General features: G+C 52.6%; 18 protein-coding genes. 16 read left to right on the top strand and 2 right to left on the bottom strand.

Annotated elements, in window-relative coordinates:
• Positions 1-65 precede the first annotated feature (65 nt).
• The 7 genes from MHI43_RS24040 to MHI43_RS24010 all read left to right on the top strand — a co-directional run bounded on the left by MHI43_RS24040 (position 66) and on the right by MHI43_RS24010 (position 8,567).
• Complete coding sequence (locus MHI43_RS24040) at positions 66-368, top strand: metalloregulator ArsR/SmtB family transcription factor (RefSeq protein ID WP_009591021.1); 303 nt, start codon at positions 66-68, stop codon at positions 366-368.
• 145 nt (positions 369-513) lie between these two features.
• On the top strand, positions 514-1,698 hold the full coding sequence (locus MHI43_RS24035; protein ID WP_015736818.1) for an MFS transporter: 1,185 nt from the start codon (positions 514-516) through the stop codon (positions 1,696-1,698).
• A gap of 264 nt (positions 1,699-1,962) precedes the next feature.
• On the top strand, positions 1,963-3,003 hold the full coding sequence (locus MHI43_RS24030) for a LacI family DNA-binding transcriptional regulator (RefSeq protein WP_036660071.1): 1,041 nt from the start codon (positions 1,963-1,965) through the stop codon (positions 3,001-3,003).
• Positions 3,004-3,736: 733 nt separating this feature from the next.
• On the top strand, positions 3,737-4,696 hold the full coding sequence (locus tag MHI43_RS24025) for an ABC transporter permease subunit (protein WP_036660073.1): 960 nt from the start codon (positions 3,737-3,739) through the stop codon (positions 4,694-4,696).
• 18 nt (positions 4,697-4,714) lie between these two features.
• A complete protein-coding gene (locus MHI43_RS24020; RefSeq protein ID WP_036660074.1) occupies positions 4,715-5,599 on the top strand; it encodes a carbohydrate ABC transporter permease in 885 nt (294 codons plus the stop codon).
• A 48-nt stretch (positions 5,600-5,647) separates the two neighbouring features.
• Positions 5,648-7,261, top strand: coding sequence for an extracellular solute-binding protein (locus MHI43_RS24015; RefSeq protein ID WP_036660075.1), 1,614 nt, complete (start codon positions 5,648-5,650; stop codon positions 7,259-7,261).
• 34 nt (positions 7,262-7,295) lie between these two features.
• Positions 7,296-8,567: a Gfo/Idh/MocA family oxidoreductase gene (locus MHI43_RS24010; RefSeq protein WP_036660076.1), complete on the top strand. Its 1,272-nt coding sequence runs from the start codon at positions 7,296-7,298 to the stop codon at positions 8,565-8,567.
• 91 nt (positions 8,568-8,658) lie between these two features.
• Here the strand turns inward: MHI43_RS24010 and MHI43_RS24005 are convergent, their stop codons facing one another.
• Positions 8,659-9,090, bottom strand: coding sequence for an Lrp/AsnC family transcriptional regulator (locus MHI43_RS24005; protein WP_036660077.1), 432 nt, complete (start codon positions 9,088-9,090; stop codon positions 8,659-8,661).
• Positions 9,091-9,216: 126 nt separating this feature from the next.
• Here MHI43_RS24005 and MHI43_RS24000 point away from each other — a divergent pair, with 126 nt between their 5' ends.
• The 8 genes from MHI43_RS24000 (at position 9,217) to MHI43_RS23965 (ending at position 20,006) form a co-directional block, all read left to right on the top strand.
• Positions 9,217-9,975, top strand: a complete 759-nt coding sequence (locus MHI43_RS24000) for an MBL fold metallo-hydrolase (RefSeq protein WP_036660078.1) — start codon at positions 9,217-9,219, stop codon at positions 9,973-9,975.
• Between the two features lie 276 nt (positions 9,976-10,251).
• The gene (locus MHI43_RS23995; RefSeq protein WP_015736810.1) at positions 10,252-11,145 is read left to right on the top strand and encodes a YafY family protein; all 894 of its coding nucleotides are present in this window, start codon (positions 10,252-10,254) and stop codon (positions 11,143-11,145) included.
• Between the two features lie 50 nt (positions 11,146-11,195).
• Positions 11,196-12,014 carry an NAD(P)H-binding protein gene (locus MHI43_RS23990; protein ID WP_036660079.1) on the top strand — a complete coding sequence of 273 codons (819 nt, stop codon included), beginning with the start codon at positions 11,196-11,198 and terminating at the stop codon, positions 12,012-12,014.
• A gap of 62 nt (positions 12,015-12,076) precedes the next feature.
• Entirely contained in the window at positions 12,077-13,027 is a 951-nt protein-coding gene (locus MHI43_RS23985) for a daunorubicin resistance protein DrrA family ABC transporter ATP-binding protein (protein WP_036660080.1), read from the top strand.
• Positions 13,024-13,863, top strand: coding sequence for an ABC transporter permease (locus MHI43_RS23980; RefSeq protein WP_036660081.1), 840 nt, complete (start codon positions 13,024-13,026; stop codon positions 13,861-13,863). The genes MHI43_RS23985 and MHI43_RS23980 overlap by 4 nt, the downstream gene beginning before the upstream one ends.
• A gap of 201 nt (positions 13,864-14,064) precedes the next feature.
• A complete protein-coding gene (locus MHI43_RS23975; protein WP_036660082.1) occupies positions 14,065-16,131 on the top strand; it encodes a UvrD-helicase domain-containing protein in 2,067 nt (688 codons plus the stop codon).
• A 262-nt stretch (positions 16,132-16,393) separates the two neighbouring features.
• Positions 16,394-18,169: an ABC transporter ATP-binding protein gene (locus tag MHI43_RS23970; RefSeq protein ID WP_036660083.1), complete on the top strand. Its 1,776-nt coding sequence runs from the start codon at positions 16,394-16,396 to the stop codon at positions 18,167-18,169.
• Entirely contained in the window at positions 18,153-20,006 is a 1,854-nt protein-coding gene (locus MHI43_RS23965; protein WP_036660085.1) for an ABC transporter ATP-binding protein, read from the top strand. Before MHI43_RS23970 ends, MHI43_RS23965 begins: the two co-directional genes overlap by 17 nt.
• A gap of 78 nt (positions 20,007-20,084) precedes the next feature.
• Here MHI43_RS23965 and MHI43_RS23960 read toward each other — a convergent pair whose 3' ends face one another.
• Positions 20,085-20,954, bottom strand: coding sequence for a LysR family transcriptional regulator (locus MHI43_RS23960; RefSeq protein ID WP_036660086.1), 870 nt, complete (start codon positions 20,952-20,954; stop codon positions 20,085-20,087).
• 143 nt (positions 20,955-21,097) lie between these two features.
• Here MHI43_RS23960 and MHI43_RS23955 point away from each other — a divergent pair, with 143 nt between their 5' ends.
• Positions 21,098-21,754 (top strand): ankyrin repeat domain-containing protein, encoded by a 657-nt coding sequence (locus MHI43_RS23955; protein WP_051425283.1) that lies wholly within the window; start codon positions 21,098-21,100, stop codon positions 21,752-21,754.
• The last annotated feature ends 34 nt before the right edge of the window (positions 21,755-21,788 follow it).

The following is a 21,788-nucleotide window of genomic DNA, read 5'->3' as shown; positions in this document are numbered from 1 at the left end:
TGGTTCAACAAGAAACCGGAGGAATCAGGATTGACATATCGATAAATCTCGATATAATGATACGTATGAAACCAATCGAAGTGTTTAAAGCGTTGTCCAATGAATCAAGACTGGAAATATTGCAGTGGCTCAAGGAACCGGAACAGCATTTTACGCCCCACGAAGGGATTGATATGAGGGAAATCGGGGTATGCGTAAGCCAGGTGACCGAGAAATTGAACATGACGCAGTCCACAGCATCGCAGTATTTATCGATTCTGCATCGGGCAGGCCTGATCAAGACGGAACGCTTGGGGAAATTTACGTATTATAAGCGGGATGAAGAAGTGATCCGGGAAATCGGAGAGTATTTGAAGCAGGAGATATAGAACAGGAACTGAATGTTTCCTTAGAGTAAGAAGGAATATTCAGTTTTGTTCTGCATTACGTATCTATATATTGCGATATGACTTTTTATTGGTTTAACATATCGACAATTCACGATATGTAAATATAAAATAAAGGAGTGGAATCATGACAGGTTCATGGAAAATTTATGTTTTGGCTATCGTCAGTTTTTTAGTAGGGACGTCGGAGTATATCATATCGGGGGTGTTGGATAAAATCGCGGATTCGTTAGGGATTACCATCACCGCTGCAGGCCAGCTAATCACGATTTTCTCGTTGGTATACGCAATCTTGACTCCCGTGCTTATGGCATTGACGGCTAAGGTGGAGAGACGGAAGCTGCTGGTCTATTCGTTAGGCGTGTTTGTGGTTGCCAATCTTTTGTCATTCGCTCTGCCGGGATATATCCCGTTTGTCATCGCCCGCGTACTTATGGCGATGGGCGCTGGCATGGTGGTTGTCACGGCGCTCGGAATCGCCGCCAAAATCGCGCCGCCAGGCAAGCAGGCGAGCTCGATCGCCACGGTGGTCATGGGCTTCACGGCTTCGCTCATCATAGGCGTTCCGCTCGGGCGAGTCGCAGCCGCTGCTTTTGGATGGAAATCGGTGTTCGGGTTGATTGCCGTTCTGGGGGTTATTTCGATGTTGGTCCTGCATAAGGCCATTCCCAAAACAACAGGTGATGCCCCGGTTCCGCTGCTCCAGCAGTTCGCCCTGCTCAAGAAACCCAAAGTGGCACTTGGTTTGGCGATTACGTTCTTCTGGCTGGGCGGGTATTCCGTCGCCTATACGTACCTGTCCCCTTATCTGCTGAACGTTAGCGGTTTGAACGAACAATGGATCAGTTCAGCCCTGTTTGCCTTCGGCATTGCCAGCCTCATCGGCTCCAAGTTCGGAGGGTTCAGCACGGACAGATGGGGAGTACCGCTTACCTTAATCGGCGGCATGCTTCTGCATATTATTGCTTTAATCGTCCTGACTTTTACCGATGCGGGAGCATCCGTTATGCTGGTGTTTGCCGTACTTGTGATTTGGTCGCTGGCCGCTTGGTCATCCGGGCCCACGCAGCAGTATAATCTCGTCCAGCTGGAGCCGAATTCCTCGGGGGTCATGCTTGGCCTGAACCAGTCCATGATGCAGCTGTCCATGGCGGCAGGCGCGGGTATCGGTGGAATCGCGATCGAACGAATTTCGTTGTCGTCCATCGCATGGATCGGCGCTGCGGGTGTTGCGATAGCCGCGGTTGTATCGCTTGTACTGTTTCAATACATTAAGCAGGAGAGCACGGATCACGCGGCACTCGATGCTTGAAAGCATGACCGATGGTAACAGCCTGCTGCTCCGGGGCCTGCGATGCTCCGGCAGCATCGCTGCTAAGATAACAAAAGTCTGTTCAAGAGGCCCGGCTTCGTTTCTAAAATTCGATAATGGAAGAAAGCAGTAGCTGCGGCTGAGGCCGAGGCTCCTCGTACAGCCAAATGGACATCCATTTGACGCCCTCCAACCGGAACGTTTATGCTATGATCAATGATAGCGGAAAATTTGGTTCCAAATTTTGCAGGAGGAGGAGATCGATTGGCTAAGCTTAAAGATATCGCCGAAAGGGTCGGCGTATCCATATCCACGGTTTCGCGGGCCATCAGCAACGATGCTAACCGTCCGGTCAATGAAGAAACCAAGCAGAAAATTCGGGAAGCGGCTCTTGAACTCGGTTATAAACTACATGAACCACCCCGAAGCGTACATGCTTACAATACGGCCGACAAACGGGTTGTCTGTGTCGTCCCCCAACATCTGATGGACGATCACCCGTATTTTTCAACGGTTCTAGCCGGTTTTCATAAAAAAATGGAGGAGCTGGGCCAGCCCCCGGCTATCGTCCGCACATGCGAAGAGGTCGGCGATGCGGACCGGATACGGCTCATGCTGAGGGAGACGGGGGCGCAAGGGATCGTAGCCATAAGCTGGTACGACAAAGAACTGTTTGAGCTGATGCAGCAGGCCGGGATTGCCATCATGGGCGTGAGTTTGAATGATGACCGGCTGAACGTCCCGGTTGTAGACTGTGACCGGATCCTATCGGCGAGGGCAGCCGTACGCCACCTGATCGACCAAGGGCATTCGCGGATCGCTTATATCGGAGGCCCCGCATATTCCAAGCAGATGGAAAGCGAGGAACGGTATGTCGGATACAAATTCGCTATGCTCGAGGCCAACTTAGAGGTGCGCGAGGAGTGGCAGATGAACACCGGATGGAACGTGGACCGAAGTTTCAGCAAATTGTCCGAGTTATTGGGGGGGCTTCCCAAAGGGCAATGGCCGACGGCTGTTTTTTGTGCAAGCGACATGCTTGCCATTCCAGCCATGCGGGCCGTTGTCGAGAACGGCGGCCGCATACCGGAGGATATCGCGATCGTAGGAATGGATAACATCGATGTGGCCCAGTATACTACACCGCCGCTGTCCTCCGTATCCGTTCCCAAATACGAAATCGGCAGGGTAGCGGCCAAATCGATTGTGGATTATTTGGATGGTCATTTCCCGATGGCAACCAAGATATTGCTGCCATGCTCATTGATTGTGCGGGAATCCTCCAGATTTACCCGGAAGCAGTAAAAATATAACTTATTATGTTCGGTTAACTGACATTTAAAGACAAGAAAAAGATGATCAAACAGCCGTCGGCTTGAAAACCGGCGGCTGTTTTTTGCTGTTACTCACTCCAAAACAAATCATTTCACACCAAAAAGATCCAAAAAAGTGTTTGACTTTGCCAAAATCCTATATTATTATGAGTGAAAATCATGGAGATGTTTGGCGTTGGGTTTTCCTTTTTTGGAGTTGGATAATCACCGTCCGCATCGTTCCATTTACACATTGATTGCGTTTTCATCCCTTTTATATCAACGTAATCGAATAATATTAAATATTCCCCGTAGAGAAGTTGAAGACCCTTCAAATTGCAAGTTTCAACTCTTGCTAGTATCGATAATTATCCAAACTAATTCCAAATATATTCTGATATTATCCAAAAATAAATCCAAAGAACTAGAATAACGTCCGATTCCATCGGATTTTATTTATAAACTATGAGAATGTCATTATTTATGACATGAAGATCCTGAAATGCCCCATTGAATCACGGTGGCTTGATGCGGTTGTTGCTTTTGTCAGATGACGGATTGCAGAGAAAAGGAGGGAAATCGTAAACCGAGTGCTTTACCAGCTGGATCCATAGGAAGAGAACATGATCCCCTAAAGGTACCCGCTAAAGGAGGGGGTCAATGGAACGTTATGGTTTGCTTTGTTGGCGTTCTAGATTAACCAATACATACCGAGGTGATGCTCATTGGCAAATACGACCCTGCAGCCCGCAGCAAATGCGGTATCCGAGACGAAGCGTAAGCGCTTCATGTGGAATCGCATCCTCCGTAATTGGCAGCTTTATGCTCTGATTTCACCGGTCATCGCCTATTACGTCCTGTTCCAGTACGTTCCGATGTACGGCATCCAGATCGCCTTTAAGGACTTTATTGCAACGCAAGGGATATGGGGCAGTCCGTGGGTCGGCTTTGAGCACTTTGACCGATTTTTCAACAGCTATTATTTCTGGCGCTTGATCAAGAACACGCTGGGCATCGGTTTATACAGCCTGGCCGTCGGTTTTCCGATCCCGATTATTCTGGCATTGCTCATGAATGAGATACGGGCCGAACGTTTTAAGAAATTCGTGCAGACCATCACCTATGCTCCTCACTTTCTTTCTACCGTGGTCGTTGTCGGGATGATGATGATCTTCTTATCGCCCCGTTACGGTATCATCAACCATTTCATTGAAATGTTCGGCGGCCAGCTGATCAATTTCATGACGGAGCCATCTTGGTTCAAGTCCCTGTACGTGCTGTCGGATGTATGGCAGACGATGGGCTGGAGCTCCATCATTTATTTGGCTGCCCTTGCCGGCATTGACAACCAGCTGCACGAAGCCGCGCGTGTCGATGGTGCGACCAGGCTTCAGCGCATATGGCATATTAACATCCCGGGCATCATGCCAACGATCATCATACTCTTGATCCTGAACATGGGCAGCCTTATGGGCATCGGGTTCGAGAAGGTGCTCCTGATGCAAAACAACCTGAATATGGAGAGCTCCGACATTATAGCCACCTATGTCTACCGAATGGGGATCCAGAATGCCGAGTACAGCTTCTCCGCGGCGATCGGATTGTTCAATTCCGTCATCAATTTCATTCTGCTGGTTGCGGTGAACTTTATTTCGAAGCGGGTTAGCGAAACAAGTCTTTGGTAAAGAGGGGAGCATCGAACCATGCAAATTGAATCCAGAGGGGACCGTATTTTTAATGTCATCAACTATGCGATTCTGATCCTGGTCACCATCATCGTCATGTACCCGCTGCTTTTTGTGCTCAGCGCATCGTTTAGCGACCCGCAGGCGGTTCTCCGGGGCGAGATGCTGTTGTGGCCAAAGGGAGTCAACCTGAATTCCTACGCGAAAATATTCCAGAACCAGGATATCATCAGCGGCTTTACCAACACGCTGGTGTACACATCGCTGGGCACGTTCATCAACCTCACGATGACCATTCTTGCGGCCTATCCGCTGTCGCGGAAGGATTTTGTCGGGCGAAATGCCATCATGGCACTATTGGTTTTCACGATGTTTTTCAGCGGAGGACTCATTCCGACGTATTTGCTGATCAAGAACCTCGGCATGCTGAACACGCTCTGGGTCATGATTATCCCGAATGCCGTATCCATCTGGAACATCATCATCATGCGCACCTTCTTTCAGCAGTCCATTCCCGGCGAGCTGCAGGAGGCCGCGACCATCGACGGCTGCTCGAACATCAAAATATTGACCCGGATCATATTGCCGCTGTCCATGCCGATTATCGCGGTGACCATTCTCTTCTATGCGGTCGGTCATTGGAATGCGTTCTTCAATGCACTGTTGTATCTGTCGGACAAAGATAAATTTCCGCTGCAGCTCATCCTGCGCGAAATCCTGATTCAGGGACAAACGAACGACATGGTCAAAATGTCGACCGAATCGGCGATCAAGCAGCAAAGGGAAGTGGAGGGCATCAAGTACGCGGTGCTGGTCGTGGCCAATATTCCGGTGCTGGCGCTCTATCCGTTCCTGCAGCGATATTTTGTCAAAGGCGTAATGATCGGGGCCATCAAAGGATAATTCCTTGCATGGATAAATGGATGGAACACGAAAAGGGGAGGATTACGGATGAAGCTGAAGCAATGGGGAAGTCTTCTGTTGACCTGCATGCTGTCGGTATCGCTGGCGGCGGGCTGCAGCCCGAAGGGTTCGGGCGGAACAGACTCGGCCGATGAAGGGAAAGCCGCGATAAATGAAACGGGATTTCCGATTGTCGACGACAAGATGACGGTGACCGGCTTTGCCGGAAAGTTCTTTGCCAATGCCGACTGGAACAACATCAAGCTGTGGCAGGAATATGAGAAAATGACCAATATCAAGGTGCAGTGGGACACGGTGCATAAAGACAATTTGGCCGAAAAACGCAACCTGCTGCTTGCCGGCGGCGATTATCCGGAGATGTTCTATGCTTCCGCATTCCCGAGGGCGGATTTGCTGAAGTACGGCAAGCAGGGCGCTTTTATCCCGTTGAATGACCTGATAAATCAATACGCGCCGAATTTTAAAGCGTTGATGGAGAAATATCCGGTCATCGAGAAGGGGATTACGATGCCGGACGGCAACATTTACGGGCTGCCGACGCTGTATGATCCGGAATTCCGGTCCGTGCTGTACGGAACGCCGTGGGTGAAGACGGAGTGGCTGACCAAGCTTGGCCTTCAAGAGCCGCAGACGCTGGATGAATTCTACGATATGCTGAAGGCGTTTAAGGAGAAGGACCCGAACGGCAACGGCCAGAAGGATGAATATGCTTGGGGCGGCGTAGGAACCGCCGGCATCGTCAACTATTTGCGAGGTTCGTTCGGCCTTAATTATCACGGAACCTCGAACATTAACGTGGATACCGACCCGGCGAGCGGAAAGGTCCGTTTCATTCCGACGGATCCAAGATACAAGGAACTGCTTCAGTTCGTGAACAAGCTGTACAAGGACGGCCTGCTGGAGCAGGATATCATGTCCGTGAAGAGCACGGAGGTGGACGCCAAAGGCGTTGAAGGCCTTCTCGGCGTCGTTGATAACGTGGATCCGGTCGCCATCTACAACCAGGAGGGTTATGTGGGGCTTCCGGTATTGAAGGGGCCGCACGGCGATCAGATGTTCAGTGCTACAGGCTCCCCGCTGGGGAACATCGGGATGTTTGTCCTGACGGATAAAGCGAAGAATCCGGCCGCGCTGATCCGCTGGATGGATTATTTCTACAGCGACGAAGGCATCCGCATGTTCTTCATGGGCTGGAAAGACGAAACGTATAAGGAAGATGCGGCCGGCAATGTGGATTACGTGGACGAAATCAAGAACAATCCGGAAGGGCTTAACCTGGACCAAGCGGTCGGGCAGTATCTGATATGGCCCGGCGGATATTATCCGGGCTTCGTGACGCAGAAATATTTCAAGGGAGCAGAAGGCCTGCCGACGTCCGTAGAGAACGCAAAGAAAGCCGAGCCGTACGTCATCCCTCAAGAGAAGGTCTGGCCGCCGTTTAACTTTACGGCCGATGAGCAGTCCGAGCTTACCGGAATCCAGACCGACATTCACACGTACGTGGATGAGATGCGGGATAAATTCATAGCCGGCAACGAGTCTTTTGATAACTGGGACCAGTATGTCGCTAACCTGCAAAAGATGGGAGCGGAGCGCTATCTGTCCATTTATCAATCCGCGGCCGACCGATATACCGAATAAGACAAGTACCAAAACATTAAAGGAGCGACATGAGATGACACAATTGAAAGCCATATTGATCGGGGCAGGCGCGCGCGGCGCCGGGGGGTACGCCCCCTATGCCCTGGACTACCCGCATGAACTGGCCTTCGTGGCCGTAGCCGAGGCCGATCCGGCGCGGCGCACCCGATTTGCCGAGGAGCATGGCATCCCGCCGGAGCGGTGTTACGAAACCTGGGAACCGCTGCTGGCCGAGGCCCGGCTTGCCGATATCGCCGTCATTTGTACGCAGGACCGTATGCACTATGGCCCAACCATGCAAGCTTTGGAGAAACAGTATCACGTGCTTTTGGAGAAGCCGATGTCCCCGGAGCCGAAGGAGTGCCTGGAGATGGAGCAGGCCGCCATCCGTAACAACAGGCTTTTGACCATATGCCATGTGCTGAGGTATACCCCTTTTTGGAGTGCCATTAAACGCGTGCTTCAGGAAGGGACCATCGGCGAGGTGGCTTCGATCCAGCTGAACGAGAACGTGGGATATTGGCATATGGCGCACAGCTTCGTGCGGGGGAATTGGAATAACTCCGACAAGGCAAGCCCGATGATTCTGGCCAAATCGTGCCATGACATGGATGTGCTGTCTTGGTTGATGGACCGTCCCTGCACGCAGGTCACTTCGTTTGGCTCGCTGATGCATTTTCGTGAGGACCAGGCGCCCGAAGGCTCGGGGGACCGATGCCTGGATTGCAAAGTGGAACCCACCTGTCCCTATTCCGCTCCACGGTTTTACTTGAGCGATGAGTACAAGGGCTGGGCAAGGCATTTTACCCAGGAGCTGACCAAGCCGAACATTATTCAGGGGCTTCGCGAGACGGACTATGGCCGCTGCGTATATCGGAGCGATAACAACGTCGTTGATCATCAGGTCGTCAATATGGAGTTTGAGGGCGGCGCCACCGCGATGTTCAGCATGTGCGGATTTACGCATGAACAGGAGCGCAGAATCCAAATTATGGGTACCCGCGGCGAGCTTCGGGGAGAGGAAGGCAAGATCACGGTATACGATTTCCTGACCGGTCAGAAGACGGAGATTACGATTCCTTCGCAATCCAGCGGACATGGCGGGGGCGACAGCGGGATCGTGGCCAGCTTCCTGAGAGAGGTTCGGAGCTATAATGGACAGGAGAGCCTGACGTCGGCAAGCGCCTCCGTGCGGAGCCATCTTATCGCGTTCGCAGCGGAGAAATCAAGGCTGAATCAAGGCCGGTCCATCAATCTGAACGAATATGCGCGGGAATTGATGGCTGAAGAAAACGCGGTAAAATAAACGGGATTATATTAAAATTACACCATATGAAAAATTCACAAAAGAATAAAAAGAAGAAGCGGCTGATCCTGGGGACAGCCGCTTCTTCTTTTTATTTGACCTGGTCAATGGACAGGCTGACTTTATAATTCCCGTACTTCAGAAGCTCTTCCAGAAAATCGTTCAAATCCTTGGGCGAACCCGCCCGTACCCTGAGCCAATAACAGCCCTCACCGCTGACGCGGTGGGTTTCGGCGACCATGTCGTGCGACTGAATAAAGGACAGGAAAGGTGAGTGAGCCGTATGTAACGCCAAGAACACGGTGACAAAAGCGTGTACGGTCAGACCGATTTTGTCCGGATTCCAACGAAGCGTAAAGCCTTCAATGACACCCAGATCCTGCAGCTTGCGAACGCGGGCCCCGACGGCTTGTCCCGTCAAATGCACCCGCTGTCCGATCGCTTTGTGAGACAGGCTTGCATCCTCGAGCAGGTGCTGCAATATGCGAAGATCGACTTCGTCGAATTCATGAGCGCTTGGCATGCGAATGTTCCTTTCACGATGAAAGTGAGTTCCCCTAATTCCTTTCACGAAGCCGTAGGCAGGAATTATAGCGATCTCTATAATGGGTTTAAGAACCATATTAATTGAAACAAAGGGGAAATGAAAGTGAAACTTCAGCTAATACGTAATGCTACGTTAAGAATACAGTACGCCCATCTTGAACTGCTGGTCGATCCGATGTTTAGCGATGCCAAGGCGAACCCGCCCGTCTTCAACTCCGCGAATGACAGACGGAATCCGCTTGTCCCGCTGCCGTTCTCCATGGCTGACAAGCTCCGTCCGAACGCGGTGCTGGTCACGCACCTGCACCCGGATCACTGGGATCAAGACGCGATCGACGCACTGCCGAAGTCAACGCCGATCCTGTGCCAACCGGGAGATGAGGATACCTTATCTTCACAGGGTTTTGCGTCCGTGACGGCAGTATCGGAATCCTTGGAATATGAAGGAATCTCGATCATCCGAACCGGCGGCCGGCATGGAACCGGTGAGATCGGCCAGATGATGGGGCAGGTATCCGGCTTTATTCTGAAAGCAGAAGGACACCCGACGCTTTATATAGCGGGCGATACCATCTGGTGCGATGAAGTGAAAGAAGCGCTCGATGCACATAAGCCAGATATGACGGTTGTCAATGCCGGCGGCGCCCGGTTTCTCGCGGGGGACCCGATCATCATGGATGAGGACGATGTGATCGAACTGCTGCGGTATGCTCCATATACGAAGGCCGTTGCGGTCCATATGGAAGCCATCAACCACTGCCTTGTGTCAAGAGAAGCGCTGTCCGGTCGTCTGGCAGCTGAAGGCCTTGGCTCGCGAATCGAAATTCCGCAGGATGGCCAATGGGTCGAGTGGAAAGCGTAAAACCGCAACATGTTGCCGTTCGCTATAGCAGCGGGAAAAACTTGCTGCCATCCGATGGCTTCAGCAGCAGTGAGACCGTCTGAATATGATATAATCTATGCAGGAAGCTCCGTGATACGGAGCTTTTTTGTTGTCCCGCCTCATCTGCTGCTTTTCATAAAATTAATCCCTATTTCAACGGGAACGTAATTTAATCCTGACATGCTAGATGTCAGGATTTATGGTTTAACATTCGATTCAGAAGTCAAAAAGGACGAAACGCAAGGAGTGTAAACGATGAAGCTGGACCGGCTGCTTGGCATTACGATGGAGTTATTGACTAAAAAAAGAGTGACCGCCACGGCGCTGGCGGCTAGGTACGAGGTTTCGGTTCGCACGATTTACCGCGATGTGGACCTCATCAATCAGGCCGGCATTCCAATCGCTTCCTATCCCGGTGCGGATGGCGGGTTTGAACTGATGAGCGGGTTCTACCTGACGAGGCAGCACTTCTCCGTGGATGACTTTTTGGCTATCTATCATCTCTTAAAGGGCATCGAAGGGACTGTGAAAGGGAGATATACAGCGATCATGAATAAGCTCGGAACCCTGCAGCCTGCCCTGTTGAACGGAGGATGTCATGAACAAATCATAGTCGAGATGAGCACGTCGGAACATGAGCGGACATGGGTCCGGCAAATGTTGAAAGCCATTGAAAGCTCGAACCTGATAACCCTTCATTATACCAGCGCATCCGGCAGCCGCTCAGAGCGGCAAGTGGAGCCGCTGCAGCTGTACTGGGAACAAGGCGTCTGGTATTTGGAGGCTTACTGCTTGCTCCAGCAGTCGAAGCGAATTTTCAGGGTATCTCGCATAACCGGTCTTGAAATATCCGAGAACACGTTCCTCCGAAGAGAGGGCCTGGAGCGGGAGGAGCAAGAGGAAATGCAGGGAATTGAGGCGCATCTTCGTTTCGATCCGTCCGCCGGTCCGCGGGTGATCGAGCAGTTTCCGGATGCATGCGCCTCCAGCGAGGGATGCTTGGATGTCCAAACCATCTTCTACACCAAAGCGTATGCAATCTCGGTGATCCTAAGCTACGGTGCCAAGGTGGAGATCCTCTCGCCGCCGGAACTGAAGGAAGATCTGCTGAAAGAGCTGGAGGACATCCGTAAACGTTACGAACCATGACGCAACCAATATACGCGTACCTTTAATCAACGAACAAGGAGGATTTCCATATGACCATTTTAATAACAGGCGCTACCGGAACCGTTGGAAAACACATCGTGCAGCAGCTTGTGCTGCAAGGAAACGAAGTGAGAGCGATCTCACGCCATCCGCAGCAGGCGAAAGTGCCCGAGGACGTTCAGATGTATGCCGGCAATCTCAATGACCCGGATAGTCTGATCCCCGCGCTGCAAAGCGTAACCGCGATGCATCTGATCATTTCCAGCGATGAGGCTTACGGAACCCTTCAGACGGATCCGCGGATTATCGAGCTGGCCGAGAAGGCGGGCGTAAAGCGGGTCACGGTATTGGTGGGCTATGAAGAAGGTCCCGTAGAAGCAGCTCTGCGAAACAGCGGAATGGAATGGACCCTGCTCAAGCCCGGTGAGTTTATGGCGAATATACTGACCGATTGGCAGGAATCGATCCGTGACGAAGGCGTTGTCCGCGAGCCGTTCGGCCATGCGTTGAGTGCGAGAATCCATGAAGCCGATATCGCTCGCGTGGCCGTTGCCGCACTTCTGGAGGAAGGTCACCATGGCCAAGAATATTTCCTTACGGGACCGGAGGCCCTCTCGCGAACGGAAGCGGTTCGGATCATAAGCGAGGTAACAGGCAAGGAGATCCGTTTTGTCGAACTGACCGAGGAACAGGCGAGAGAGCAATGGAGAGAGCAGGGCTACGACGAAGAGTCGATTGAGTTTTTTGTGCAAATGGGAAAAAATCCGCCCGAGATCGGTTATACGGTACTGCCGACGGTGGAGGAGGTCACGGGGCGGCCGGCAGCAACGCTTGCCGATTGGGTCCGTGATCATCTGGACGATTTTTAAGAGCGGGCCTTCTTAAGATGATGGAGACCGCGATGATAAAGGAAGAGAAGGGAATGTGATACTTGTCTTACGCCATTGAAACGAAAGGGCTTCGTAAATCCTTTAACGGAACGGAGGTCGTTCGAGGAATCGAACTGCGAGTCGAACAAGGAGAGCTCTTTGCCTTGTTAGGTCCGAACGGCGCCGGAAAAACAACCACCATCCATATGTTATCCACCCTGATAAAGCCGGATGGCGGGTACGCCAGCGTAGCCGGATTTGATATCGTGGGCAATGCCCGAAACGTTCGGAGAAGGATTAGCCTGACAGGCCAGTTTGCGGCACTGGATGAAGGACTCTCCGGTCTTCAGAATTTAAAGCTGATCTCCAGGCTTTACGGTCATTCGGCAAAAGCGGCCCGGTCCGTAAGCGAGGAGCTGATCGAAGCCTTCGGACTCAGCGAAGCGAAGGATCGCGCGGTGCAGCATTACTCCGGCGGGATGCGGAGGCGGCTGGATATTGCCGCCAGTATCGTTACCGAGCCCGATGTTATTTTTCTGGATGAGCCGACGACGGGCCTCGACCCGCAAAGCCGTGTTCAAGTGTGGGATGTTGTAAGGTCGCTCTTGAAACGGGGGACTACGGTGCTGCTCACAACCCAATACTTGGAGGAAGCTGATCAACTGGCGGACCGGATTGCCGTGATGGATAAGGGGAATTTGATAGCGGAAGGGACGCCTCGGCAATTGAAGGCTTCGATTGGCGACAGGACGTTAACCGTCCAATTCAACGAGCTGGCCGATCGGGATAAACTGGGTACGTGGTTATACGAGGCGCACGCCCTGACCGTATTGCATGACGATCATCCGTTGGTACATAAGATCCCGGTGAAGGATGCGATTGCTGCCCATCAGGCCATCCATTCGCTGATGGAGAACGGGTTCGCCATTGACTATTTTGCCTTAAGCGAGCCGAGTCTGGATGAGGTCTTTCTGTCACTGACCGACGCAAAGTCGAAAGGAGGCGCTCCATGAGTGCAAACCAGCATACAGCGACAGCGAATAAGGACGGCTTGCCGACGGTTCGGCGAGCGGTCATCGATCCTCCCTCTATCCTGACGTCGATTCGAATCTTTATGTGGAGAACCTGGCAGCATACCAAGCATAACGGGTTTGGTCTGGTGATGGATGCGGTTCTGTCGCCGGTTCTGCTGCTGCTCATCTTCAGTTACCTGTTCGGCGGTGCCATGGCCGGGTCAACCGGGGCTTATATTCAATTCCTCTTGCCCGGCATCCTGATCCTGACGGTCGTTCCCATGACCGTGTACAGCGGAACCACGATATGCTCGGATATTACCAAAGGGGTGTACAATCGTTTCCGAACGCTGCCCTTCTGGCAGCCCGCATCCGTGATTGGCTCCATCCTTACGGATGGGCTGCGTTATGCGGCCGGCGTTACTGCTGCCCTCGGTACGGGCGTGGCGCTGGGTTTCCGCCCCGAAGGCAGTGCCATTCAGGTGTTGTGCGCCATAGCCTTCATCCTGTTGTTTGCCTTCAGCGTCAGCTGGATATTTGCGCTGGTCGGCGTCGTGGCCAAGCGGCCGGAGACGGTGTCGGGGTCCAGCATGATCGCGATATATCCGCTGCTGTTCGCCAGCAGCATTCTGGTGGATTCGTCGACGATGCCGAAATGGACAGCGACCCTCATCGATCTGAATCCCGTCAGTATGGCGGCTACCACGGTCAGGGCGCTGATGAGCGGTACGGCAGGCATGGCCGAGATCATGACCGGAATCGGAGTCTGCGTGCTGTTTATGGGGATATTTGCCCCGCTTACGCTTTATCTGTACCAGACGAAAAACGAGCGGTAACAAGCACAAAAAAACCAGGCCTGCATGAGCATGCAGCCTGGTTTTTATCTATGGTACGTCATTTGCAGTCTATGTCCATCGTATCGCTATTTTTGGACCCACGATAAATACACAATACTACAACGGAAAGTATAAGTCTATATTTTTTTCGGGAAACCCCTATACTTAGAGCTATTCTTTAGCGAAGAGGGGGAAATCGGAGTGCTGAATCCAAACGAAAACGCAGAGCAGGAATATCTTGCATTGGTATTAAAGGAGCTTCAACGGGCATCGGAGGAATTAGAGGGGAAGGTGTCCGATTCGTATAAGGATATCATTGAAGCCAAGAAATACCTGTGGGTCAACATGGCCCAATTGGATGCGGCGGAGCGTGCGGCCAACCGGGTTGATATTTCTTTGTCGATCGATACCGGAGAGAAACAGGCGGCCAGGCTGCAGAGGATGCGCAAGCTGCTTGCCTCGCCTTATTTTGGGAGGGTGGATTTTCGTACGAATGAACCGAAGGAAGAAGAAGGCGCCTACTATATCGGCACCCATTCGTTCACGAACCCGGAGAGTCAGGAGCATCTCATCTATGATTGGCGCTCGCCGGTTGCCAGCCTGTTTTATGATTACAATGCCGGTCCTGCGTCGTATGAAGCGCCCATGGGGAGGCTGCAGGGCGAAATTACCGTCAAAAGGCAGTATAAAATCAAAGACGGCCAAATGGAATATATGATCGAGAGCTCCATGAACATCAATGACGACGTGCTGCAGAAGGAGCTCAGCAGCAACTCGGACGAGAAGATGAAGAATATCGTGGCTACCATCCAGCAGGAGCAAAATGCCATCATCCGAAACGAAACCGCGCATGAGCTGATCATTCAGGGAGCGGCAGGCTCGGGCAAAACCTCGGTGGCCCTGCACAGGGTGGCCTTTCTCCTGTATCGCCATAAGGAAACCTTGACTTCCAGCAACGTGCTAATCATATCCCCGCATAAAGTGTTCTCCGATTATATATCGAGCGTGCTGCCGGAGCTTGGCGAAGAGAAAATCATGGAGGTCACGATGGAGGAGCTTGCTGCCAAAGAGTTGGGAGGATTATGCCAGTTCCAGACCTTCTCCGAACAGGTGGACGAAATCGTGCACGCCCATGACGAGCAGGCCATCGAACGGATCCGGTATAAGGCCGGTTTGGATTTTGTGCATGAGCTGGATGCTTATCTGGAATATGGTGATCAGCAATTTTTCCAGCCAACGGATATTCAGATGAAGGGGGTGCTCATACCGGCCTCGGAGGTTATGGATAAATACCTGGGCACCATGAGTTTGCCGGTCAGGCAGCGATTGGAGAAGACCGCCTCGGTCCTGTCGGGGCAGGCCCGTACGGAGGACGGCGAGAGGCTGACTTCGGCGGAAGCCAATAAAGTCAAAGCCGCGATCCGAAAAATGTTCAAATATCAAAATGCGTTAAGCCTGTACAAGGCATTCTTCTCATATCGGAACATACCGGATCTGTTCATCATGAAGGGGAGGAGAACGATCGAATACGCTGACGTTTTTCCGCTGATTTACCTCAAGATGTATCTGGAAGGGAGTGCCTCCTTCGATATGGTAAAGCATCTGCTGGTCGATGAAATGCAGGATTATACTCCGATTCAGTATGCCGTCATCTCCAAATGGTTTGCTTGCAAAAAGACGATTCTCGGCGACAGCAACCAATCGGTCAACGTGTATACTTCAACCTCGCTGCCCGATATCCAGCGCGTGTTTCCTCAAGCCGATACGATCGAGCTGGTAAAAAGCTATCGTTCCACGCTGGAAATCATGAAGCTTGCAAAGCGGATCCATCCGCGCAGCACCATGATACCCGTGGAGCGGCATGGTGAAGAACCGCTGCTGATCCGGCGTCATGATGCGGCGCAGGAGCTGGCGTTCATTCAAGAACACACCCGAAACTTTCCGAATTCCGGGATGCAGACGATGGGGATCATATGCAAAACGTCATCGCAAGCCCGGCAGGTGTACGAGTCGGTCAAAGGGTTAACGGACAATGTGAACCTGCTCGATTTTAGCAGCGACCGCTTTCAGGAGGGAATCACGATCACCTTCGCCCATATGGCCAAAGGGCTGGAATTCGACCAGGTTATCGTTCCTTTTGCGGGCGCCGCAAACTATCGTACCGAGATGGATCGAAGTTTGCTCTACATTGCCTGTACCCGGGCGATGCATAAGCTGCTGCTGACCTATTCCGGCGAGCCCGCGGCGTGGTTGGCCGGCCCGGCGTAAACCGGATCAGGGCAGTGCCATACGTAAGAATATCGTTATCCAGAGCCGCGGCCCATGTGCGCGGCTTTTTCTTTAGTTTATTGGACTCCGATGACCTTGATCGATGTTATGTCTAAATTTAAATAAAACATCAGGCGGTTTAGGAAGGAGGACTCCTTTATATCTAGAAACTATTAATATGGGAGCATCACAGCAAACGTACGGAAGGAGGAACGTAACGGACTGAATAATCCAATAACAGGACAGGAAGTGATATGGGACATTGGACTCTCATCGAATACTTGGAGACTTTTTCAGGAAGACGTGGCCATTTTACGTATTGTCGATTTGCTGCCACTTGGCAGCCAACATCATCCACGTGAATTTCCCGAGGGTGCTGGGCAATTTCACGGATGAATTGAAAGATGGTTTATTGTCGGTCGGCGGCGTTGTGCAGTACAGCTGGACGCTGCTGGGTATCGGCGTCGGTTTTGCCGTCATCGGCGGGATCGGCCAGTTTCTGGTCATGTACACGGGACGTTATTTCGAATTTATGAACCGGCGCCGGCTGTTTGTCCATTTTACGGGGCTCAGCGAGCGGTTTTATTCCAAGAACGGCGTCGGCAAGCTGCTGAGTTATTTCATGAACGACGTGACGACGGTAAGGGAAGCGATCTCGATGGGGATCAATCAGACGGCAAACGCCTCGATCCTGCTGGTCTCCACGATTGTCATGCTGCTGATAACGAATGTTCCGCTGTATCTGGTGGCCGCAAGCATCGTTCCTTTGCTGCTGATACCGATCATCGTCGTCTGGCTCGGGCCGATCATCAGGAGAAGATCGCTTCAGGTTCAGGAAGCGCTCGGCGTGATGACGGAATCGGCGGAGGAGCAGTTTGGCGGGATCCGCGTCACGAAGAAGTTTGCGGTGGAAGAGACGATGAAACGGCGCTTCGGGACGACGGTGGACAGCATCCGGGACAAGCAGCTGCGGCTGGTGCGCGTGTCGTCGCTCTTTCAATCGATCATTCCGTTTCTAGGCGCATCCTCCCTTATTATCGCCCTCTCATTCGGCGGTTACTTAACGATCATGGGACGCATCTCGGTCGGTAACTTTGTCGCATTGACGCTTTACATTCGCATGCTGATGAACCCTCTGCAGCAGATCGGGAATGTCATTAATGTCGTCCAGAGAGCGAGGGCCTCGCTTGACCGCTTGAACGATCTGCTGGATAAGCAGGCCGACATTAAGGAACTGCCTGGCGCCAAGGAGCTGAATCTGGAGTATCCAGGGATTGAGGTGCGGGATTTATCTTTTTCCTACGATGCTTTGGACGGCCATGAAGGAGGTTCCAGGCAGGTGCTGCGCGGCATTCGGCTGAGCGTTCCGCCCGGCGCGACGCTGGGCATTATCGGTCGTACGGGAAGCGGAAAAACCACGCTGATGAAGCTGCTGCTGCGCACCTTCGACCCGCCTCCGGGGAAGGTGCTGATCGGCGGCGAGGACATTCGGAAGCTTACATTAAAAAGCCTGCGCGAAGGAATCGCTTACGTTCCCCAGGACGGCTTCCTGTTCAGCTCGACCATCCGCGAGAATATTGCTTTCTATAGAAGGGACACGGAACCGGCCGTCGTCGAGGAAGCGGCACGAAAGGCACGGGTGTATGACAACATAGCGGAGTTTCCGGACAAGTTCGAGACCCGCTTAGGGGAGCGCGGCATTACCCTTTCCGGCGGACAACGGCAGCGGACAAGCCTGGCGAGGGGAATTATCAAGGATGCGCCCATCCTCATTCTGGACGACAGCGTAAGCGCCGTCGATGCGGTGACGGAGACGGAAATCATGGAGACGATTCGCGATATCCGCCAGGGGAAGACCACGATCATCATTGCCCACCGGATTAGTGCATTGAAGCATGCCGATGAGATCATCGTCCTGGATCAGGGAGAGATTGTCCAGCGGGGTACGCATGAAGAACTGCTGTCTACGGACGGACTGTACCGGACGCTGCATGACATTCAGGAAGAGGGGATGAAGTTTCATGGCACAGGCCATTAACAATTGGCAGCTGGATCAGAAGGCGGATTTGAACGCCCCTCAGTCCAAGCCAAAGTATATATCCACGTTCCGGGCTTTGTCGGGTTATATGAAGGAACACCGGCTGACCTTTGCCGGGTTTATCGGCTGCACCTTGATTGCCATCTCGGCAGAGCTGCTGCAGCCGTACCTGATGAAAATCGCGATCGACGATAATCTGATGGTCGGCAAGAACGATTACAAGAGCCTGATGATCATCTGCGGCATCTATTTTTCGTTATCGCTGCTCAGCATGATGTTTACGTATCTGCAAAATAATTTGCTCCAAAAAGCGGGGCAGAGCATTGTAGCGAGCATTCGCAAACGGCTGTTTGCCCATATCTCGAGGCTGTCGATGTCGTATTTCGACAAGGTGCCGAGCGGCAGCTTGATTACGCATGTATCCAGCGATACCGAAGCGATCAACCAGTTTTTTAACCAGGTGCTGCTCAGCCTGTTCCGTGACGGCTTCACGCTGATCTTTATCCTGGTGATGATGTTCCAGCTGGACGTCACGCTGACCTTATACTGCCTCATCCTGCTGCCGATCATTGCAGGGATCGCGATTGCGTTCCGGCGGTATATGCGCCACACCTATCAGATGGCGAGAACGCGGTTATCCCGGCTGGTGGCTTTCGTGGCGGAGAATCTCTCAGGCATGAACCTGATCCAAGTGTTCCATCAGCAGAAGGAGCAGGAGAAGCAGTTCGAGGAGCGGAACGACTCTTATTTCAAAGCCAACATCCGGGAGATCCGGACCAATGTGCTGTTTAACCGCTCCTACGAGATATTGAACAACCTGGCGATTGCGTTCGTGACGTGGCTCGGCGGGCAAGCCGTTCTGGGGACGACGCTGGAGTTCGGCGTGCTTTATGCTTTTATTACGTATATCCGTTTATTCTTCCAGCCGATCAATACGATCACCCAGCAGTGGAACACGCTGCAATCGGCGACGGTGGCGATTAACCGGATATGGAGCCTGCTCGCGATTCAGCCTGAGGTTACGGATCGACGCATGCCGGCGGCCATGGAGAAGGCGAAGGTTCAGGGCCGCGTCGACTTTGATCGGGTCACGTTCGGTTACGAAGGCGGGGCTCCGGTCATTCGGGATTTGGATCTTCATATCCAACCCGGGGAAATGATCGGGATCGTCGGAACCACCGGCGCGGGAAAAAGCTCGCTCATTAGCCTGCTGTGCCGTTTCTACGACGTGAACGAAGGGAGCATTCGGATTGATGGAATCGACATCCGGGAGCTGGCGCAGTCCGATCTGCATCGGATCGTGGGCCTTGTGCAGCAGGAGCCCTATCTCTACTCCGGAACGGTGCTGGACAATGTGCGGCTGTTCGATGAGGACATAGCCAGGGAACGGGTGATCGAGGCTTGCCGCTTTATCGGCGCGGATTCAATCATCAGGAGGATGAAGGAGGGATATGACACCCGGCTGTCGGAGCGGGGCAGCGGCTTGTCCGCCGGCGAGCGGCAGCTGATCTCCTTCGCGCGAATCATCGTGTTCCAGCCCAAAATTCTCATTCTGGACGAAGCGACCGCCAACCTGGATTCGCACACGGAGCAGCTCATCCAGAATGCGCTGCAGCTCGTTGCCGAGGGGCGGACGACCCTTGTCATTGCCCACCGCTTATCCACCATCATGGGGGCGGACCGAATCTTGGTCATGAGCAGAGGCCGAATCGTGGAGCAAGGGACCCATGAGGAACTGCTGGATTCCCATGGGTATTACGAAGAGCTGTATCTTCACTCCCAAGGACAGAAGCAGGAGCGGGAGGGGGTCGCAGGCTCGTTGTATCGCACGAAATAAACGGCACCCGATTGGAGGACGGAGCTTCATTAGCTCTGTCCTCTTTTTGCTGCTGGACATCCGATGAGGTTCGCAAATCTATAAGGTGCTAGCCAACAGGTCAATGAAGTTCAGCGCCGTTCTGGAGACATGGTGATCCTTCAGCCAGATTAAGGCCGTGGAGGCCGCAGCCGGGGTGTCCTTGATTTTGAAGGCATGCACCGCTGCGGGCAGCTGCTGTTTGATCAGGGTCTCGGGAACGATCGCCACGCCGAACCCCGAAGCGACCAAGCGCAGCAGCAGCGAAATGTCGGAGCATTCGGCTACGATGTTCGTCTGCAGCTTCTGCTCCGAGAAAGCCATCTGGATCGTATAATACACGCCCAGCCCTTCCGTGCTTGGCAGAATAAGCGGATGCTGCGCGATATGGGAGAGGGTCGTCTCCTGTTCGATGGATGGCTCCGAGGTGAGCATGTAAAAAGGCTCCGACTGCAGATGAAGGATCGAGAAATCGTCCAATTCAAGCGGCAGGCGAACGATCGCTACTTCGAGCGACCGGTTTCGCACGAGCTCACAGAGCTGATACGACTCGTTTTGCTGAATTTTATACGAGACTTGGGGATATCTTGCCCTGAACTCATGGAGCCATGACGGCAGCTCTACCGAAGACAGGGTATTGATGCCAAGGCTCAGCGTTCCTTTATCTCCGTTCCCGACCTCTTTCACTTCAGCTTTAGCCTCTTCCATGAGCTGGGTCATTTGGAGCGCGTATTTGTAGAGCGCTTTCCCCGATTCGGTGATTTCCAGCCGCTTCCCTCTTCGATATACCAAGACCGATCCGAGTTCTTCCTCCATGGCTTTCAGCTGCTGACTGAGCGGCGGCTGGGATATATGAAGCCGGTTGGCGGCGAGCGAGATGGTGCCTTCCTCCACGATGGCAATAAAATAGCGGAGCTGCCTGATATCCATATGCTTATGCAAACCTCCTTGTATATGAAAAACCTTCATAAATTCAATTTTTTAAGTATTTTTCATATGGTTCTGTCTCATGGTAGCATACCCATATATACGATAGAAAGAGGGGGGAGTATCGGGTGCTGCGTATAACAGCTATGCTATTGATCCTTTTCCTGTCGGCCTGTCAACCAAATTCGGAGAAACACGAGGTGAAGAAGAATATGGATCGTCAACTCATTGAATCCGCCGAGCAAGGGAATACGGAGCAAGTACGACAGCTTCTTCAAGCCGGCGCTAACATCGATGCGACGGATGAACAGGGAAGAACGGCGGTGATGGCGGCAACCTACCGCAATCATGTCGATACGGTAGACGCCTTGATTCAGGCTGGCGCCGATATCAATATTCGGGATCACCAACTGAATAATGTGTTTTTGTATGCCGGTGCTGAAGGAATGCTGGACATCCTGAGGCTGGCCATTGATGCCGATGCGGATGTGACGCTCACGAACCGTTTTGGCGGTACGGCTCTTATACCGGCCTCCGACCGCGGTCATGTGGAGATTGTGCAGGAGCTGCTGACCCGGACCAGCGTCGATGTGAACCATATTAATAATTTGAACTGGACCGCGCTGCTGGAGGCTGTCATTCTGGGTGACGGCAGCGAGAACTATCAGCGTATCGTGAAGCTGCTGCTGGATCATGGGGCAGACCCTGAGCTTCCGGACGGGAACGGCGTAACTCCCCTGCAGCACGCCCGGGAGCGAGGATATCAAGAAATCGAACGCATCTTAATGGGGGCTGCGAACTAAGGAGTATCGAAAAGAAGGCGGATATAAGCGAGAA

It is taken from the genome of Paenibacillus sp. FSL H8-0457, assembly GCF_038051935.1.
Taxonomy (GTDB): domain Bacteria; phylum Bacillota; class Bacilli; order Paenibacillales; family Paenibacillaceae; genus Paenibacillus_AQ; species Paenibacillus_AQ lautus_A.
The sequence above is the reverse complement of the archived record's forward strand: the minus strand, read 5'-3'. Positions and strand labels throughout refer to the sequence as shown.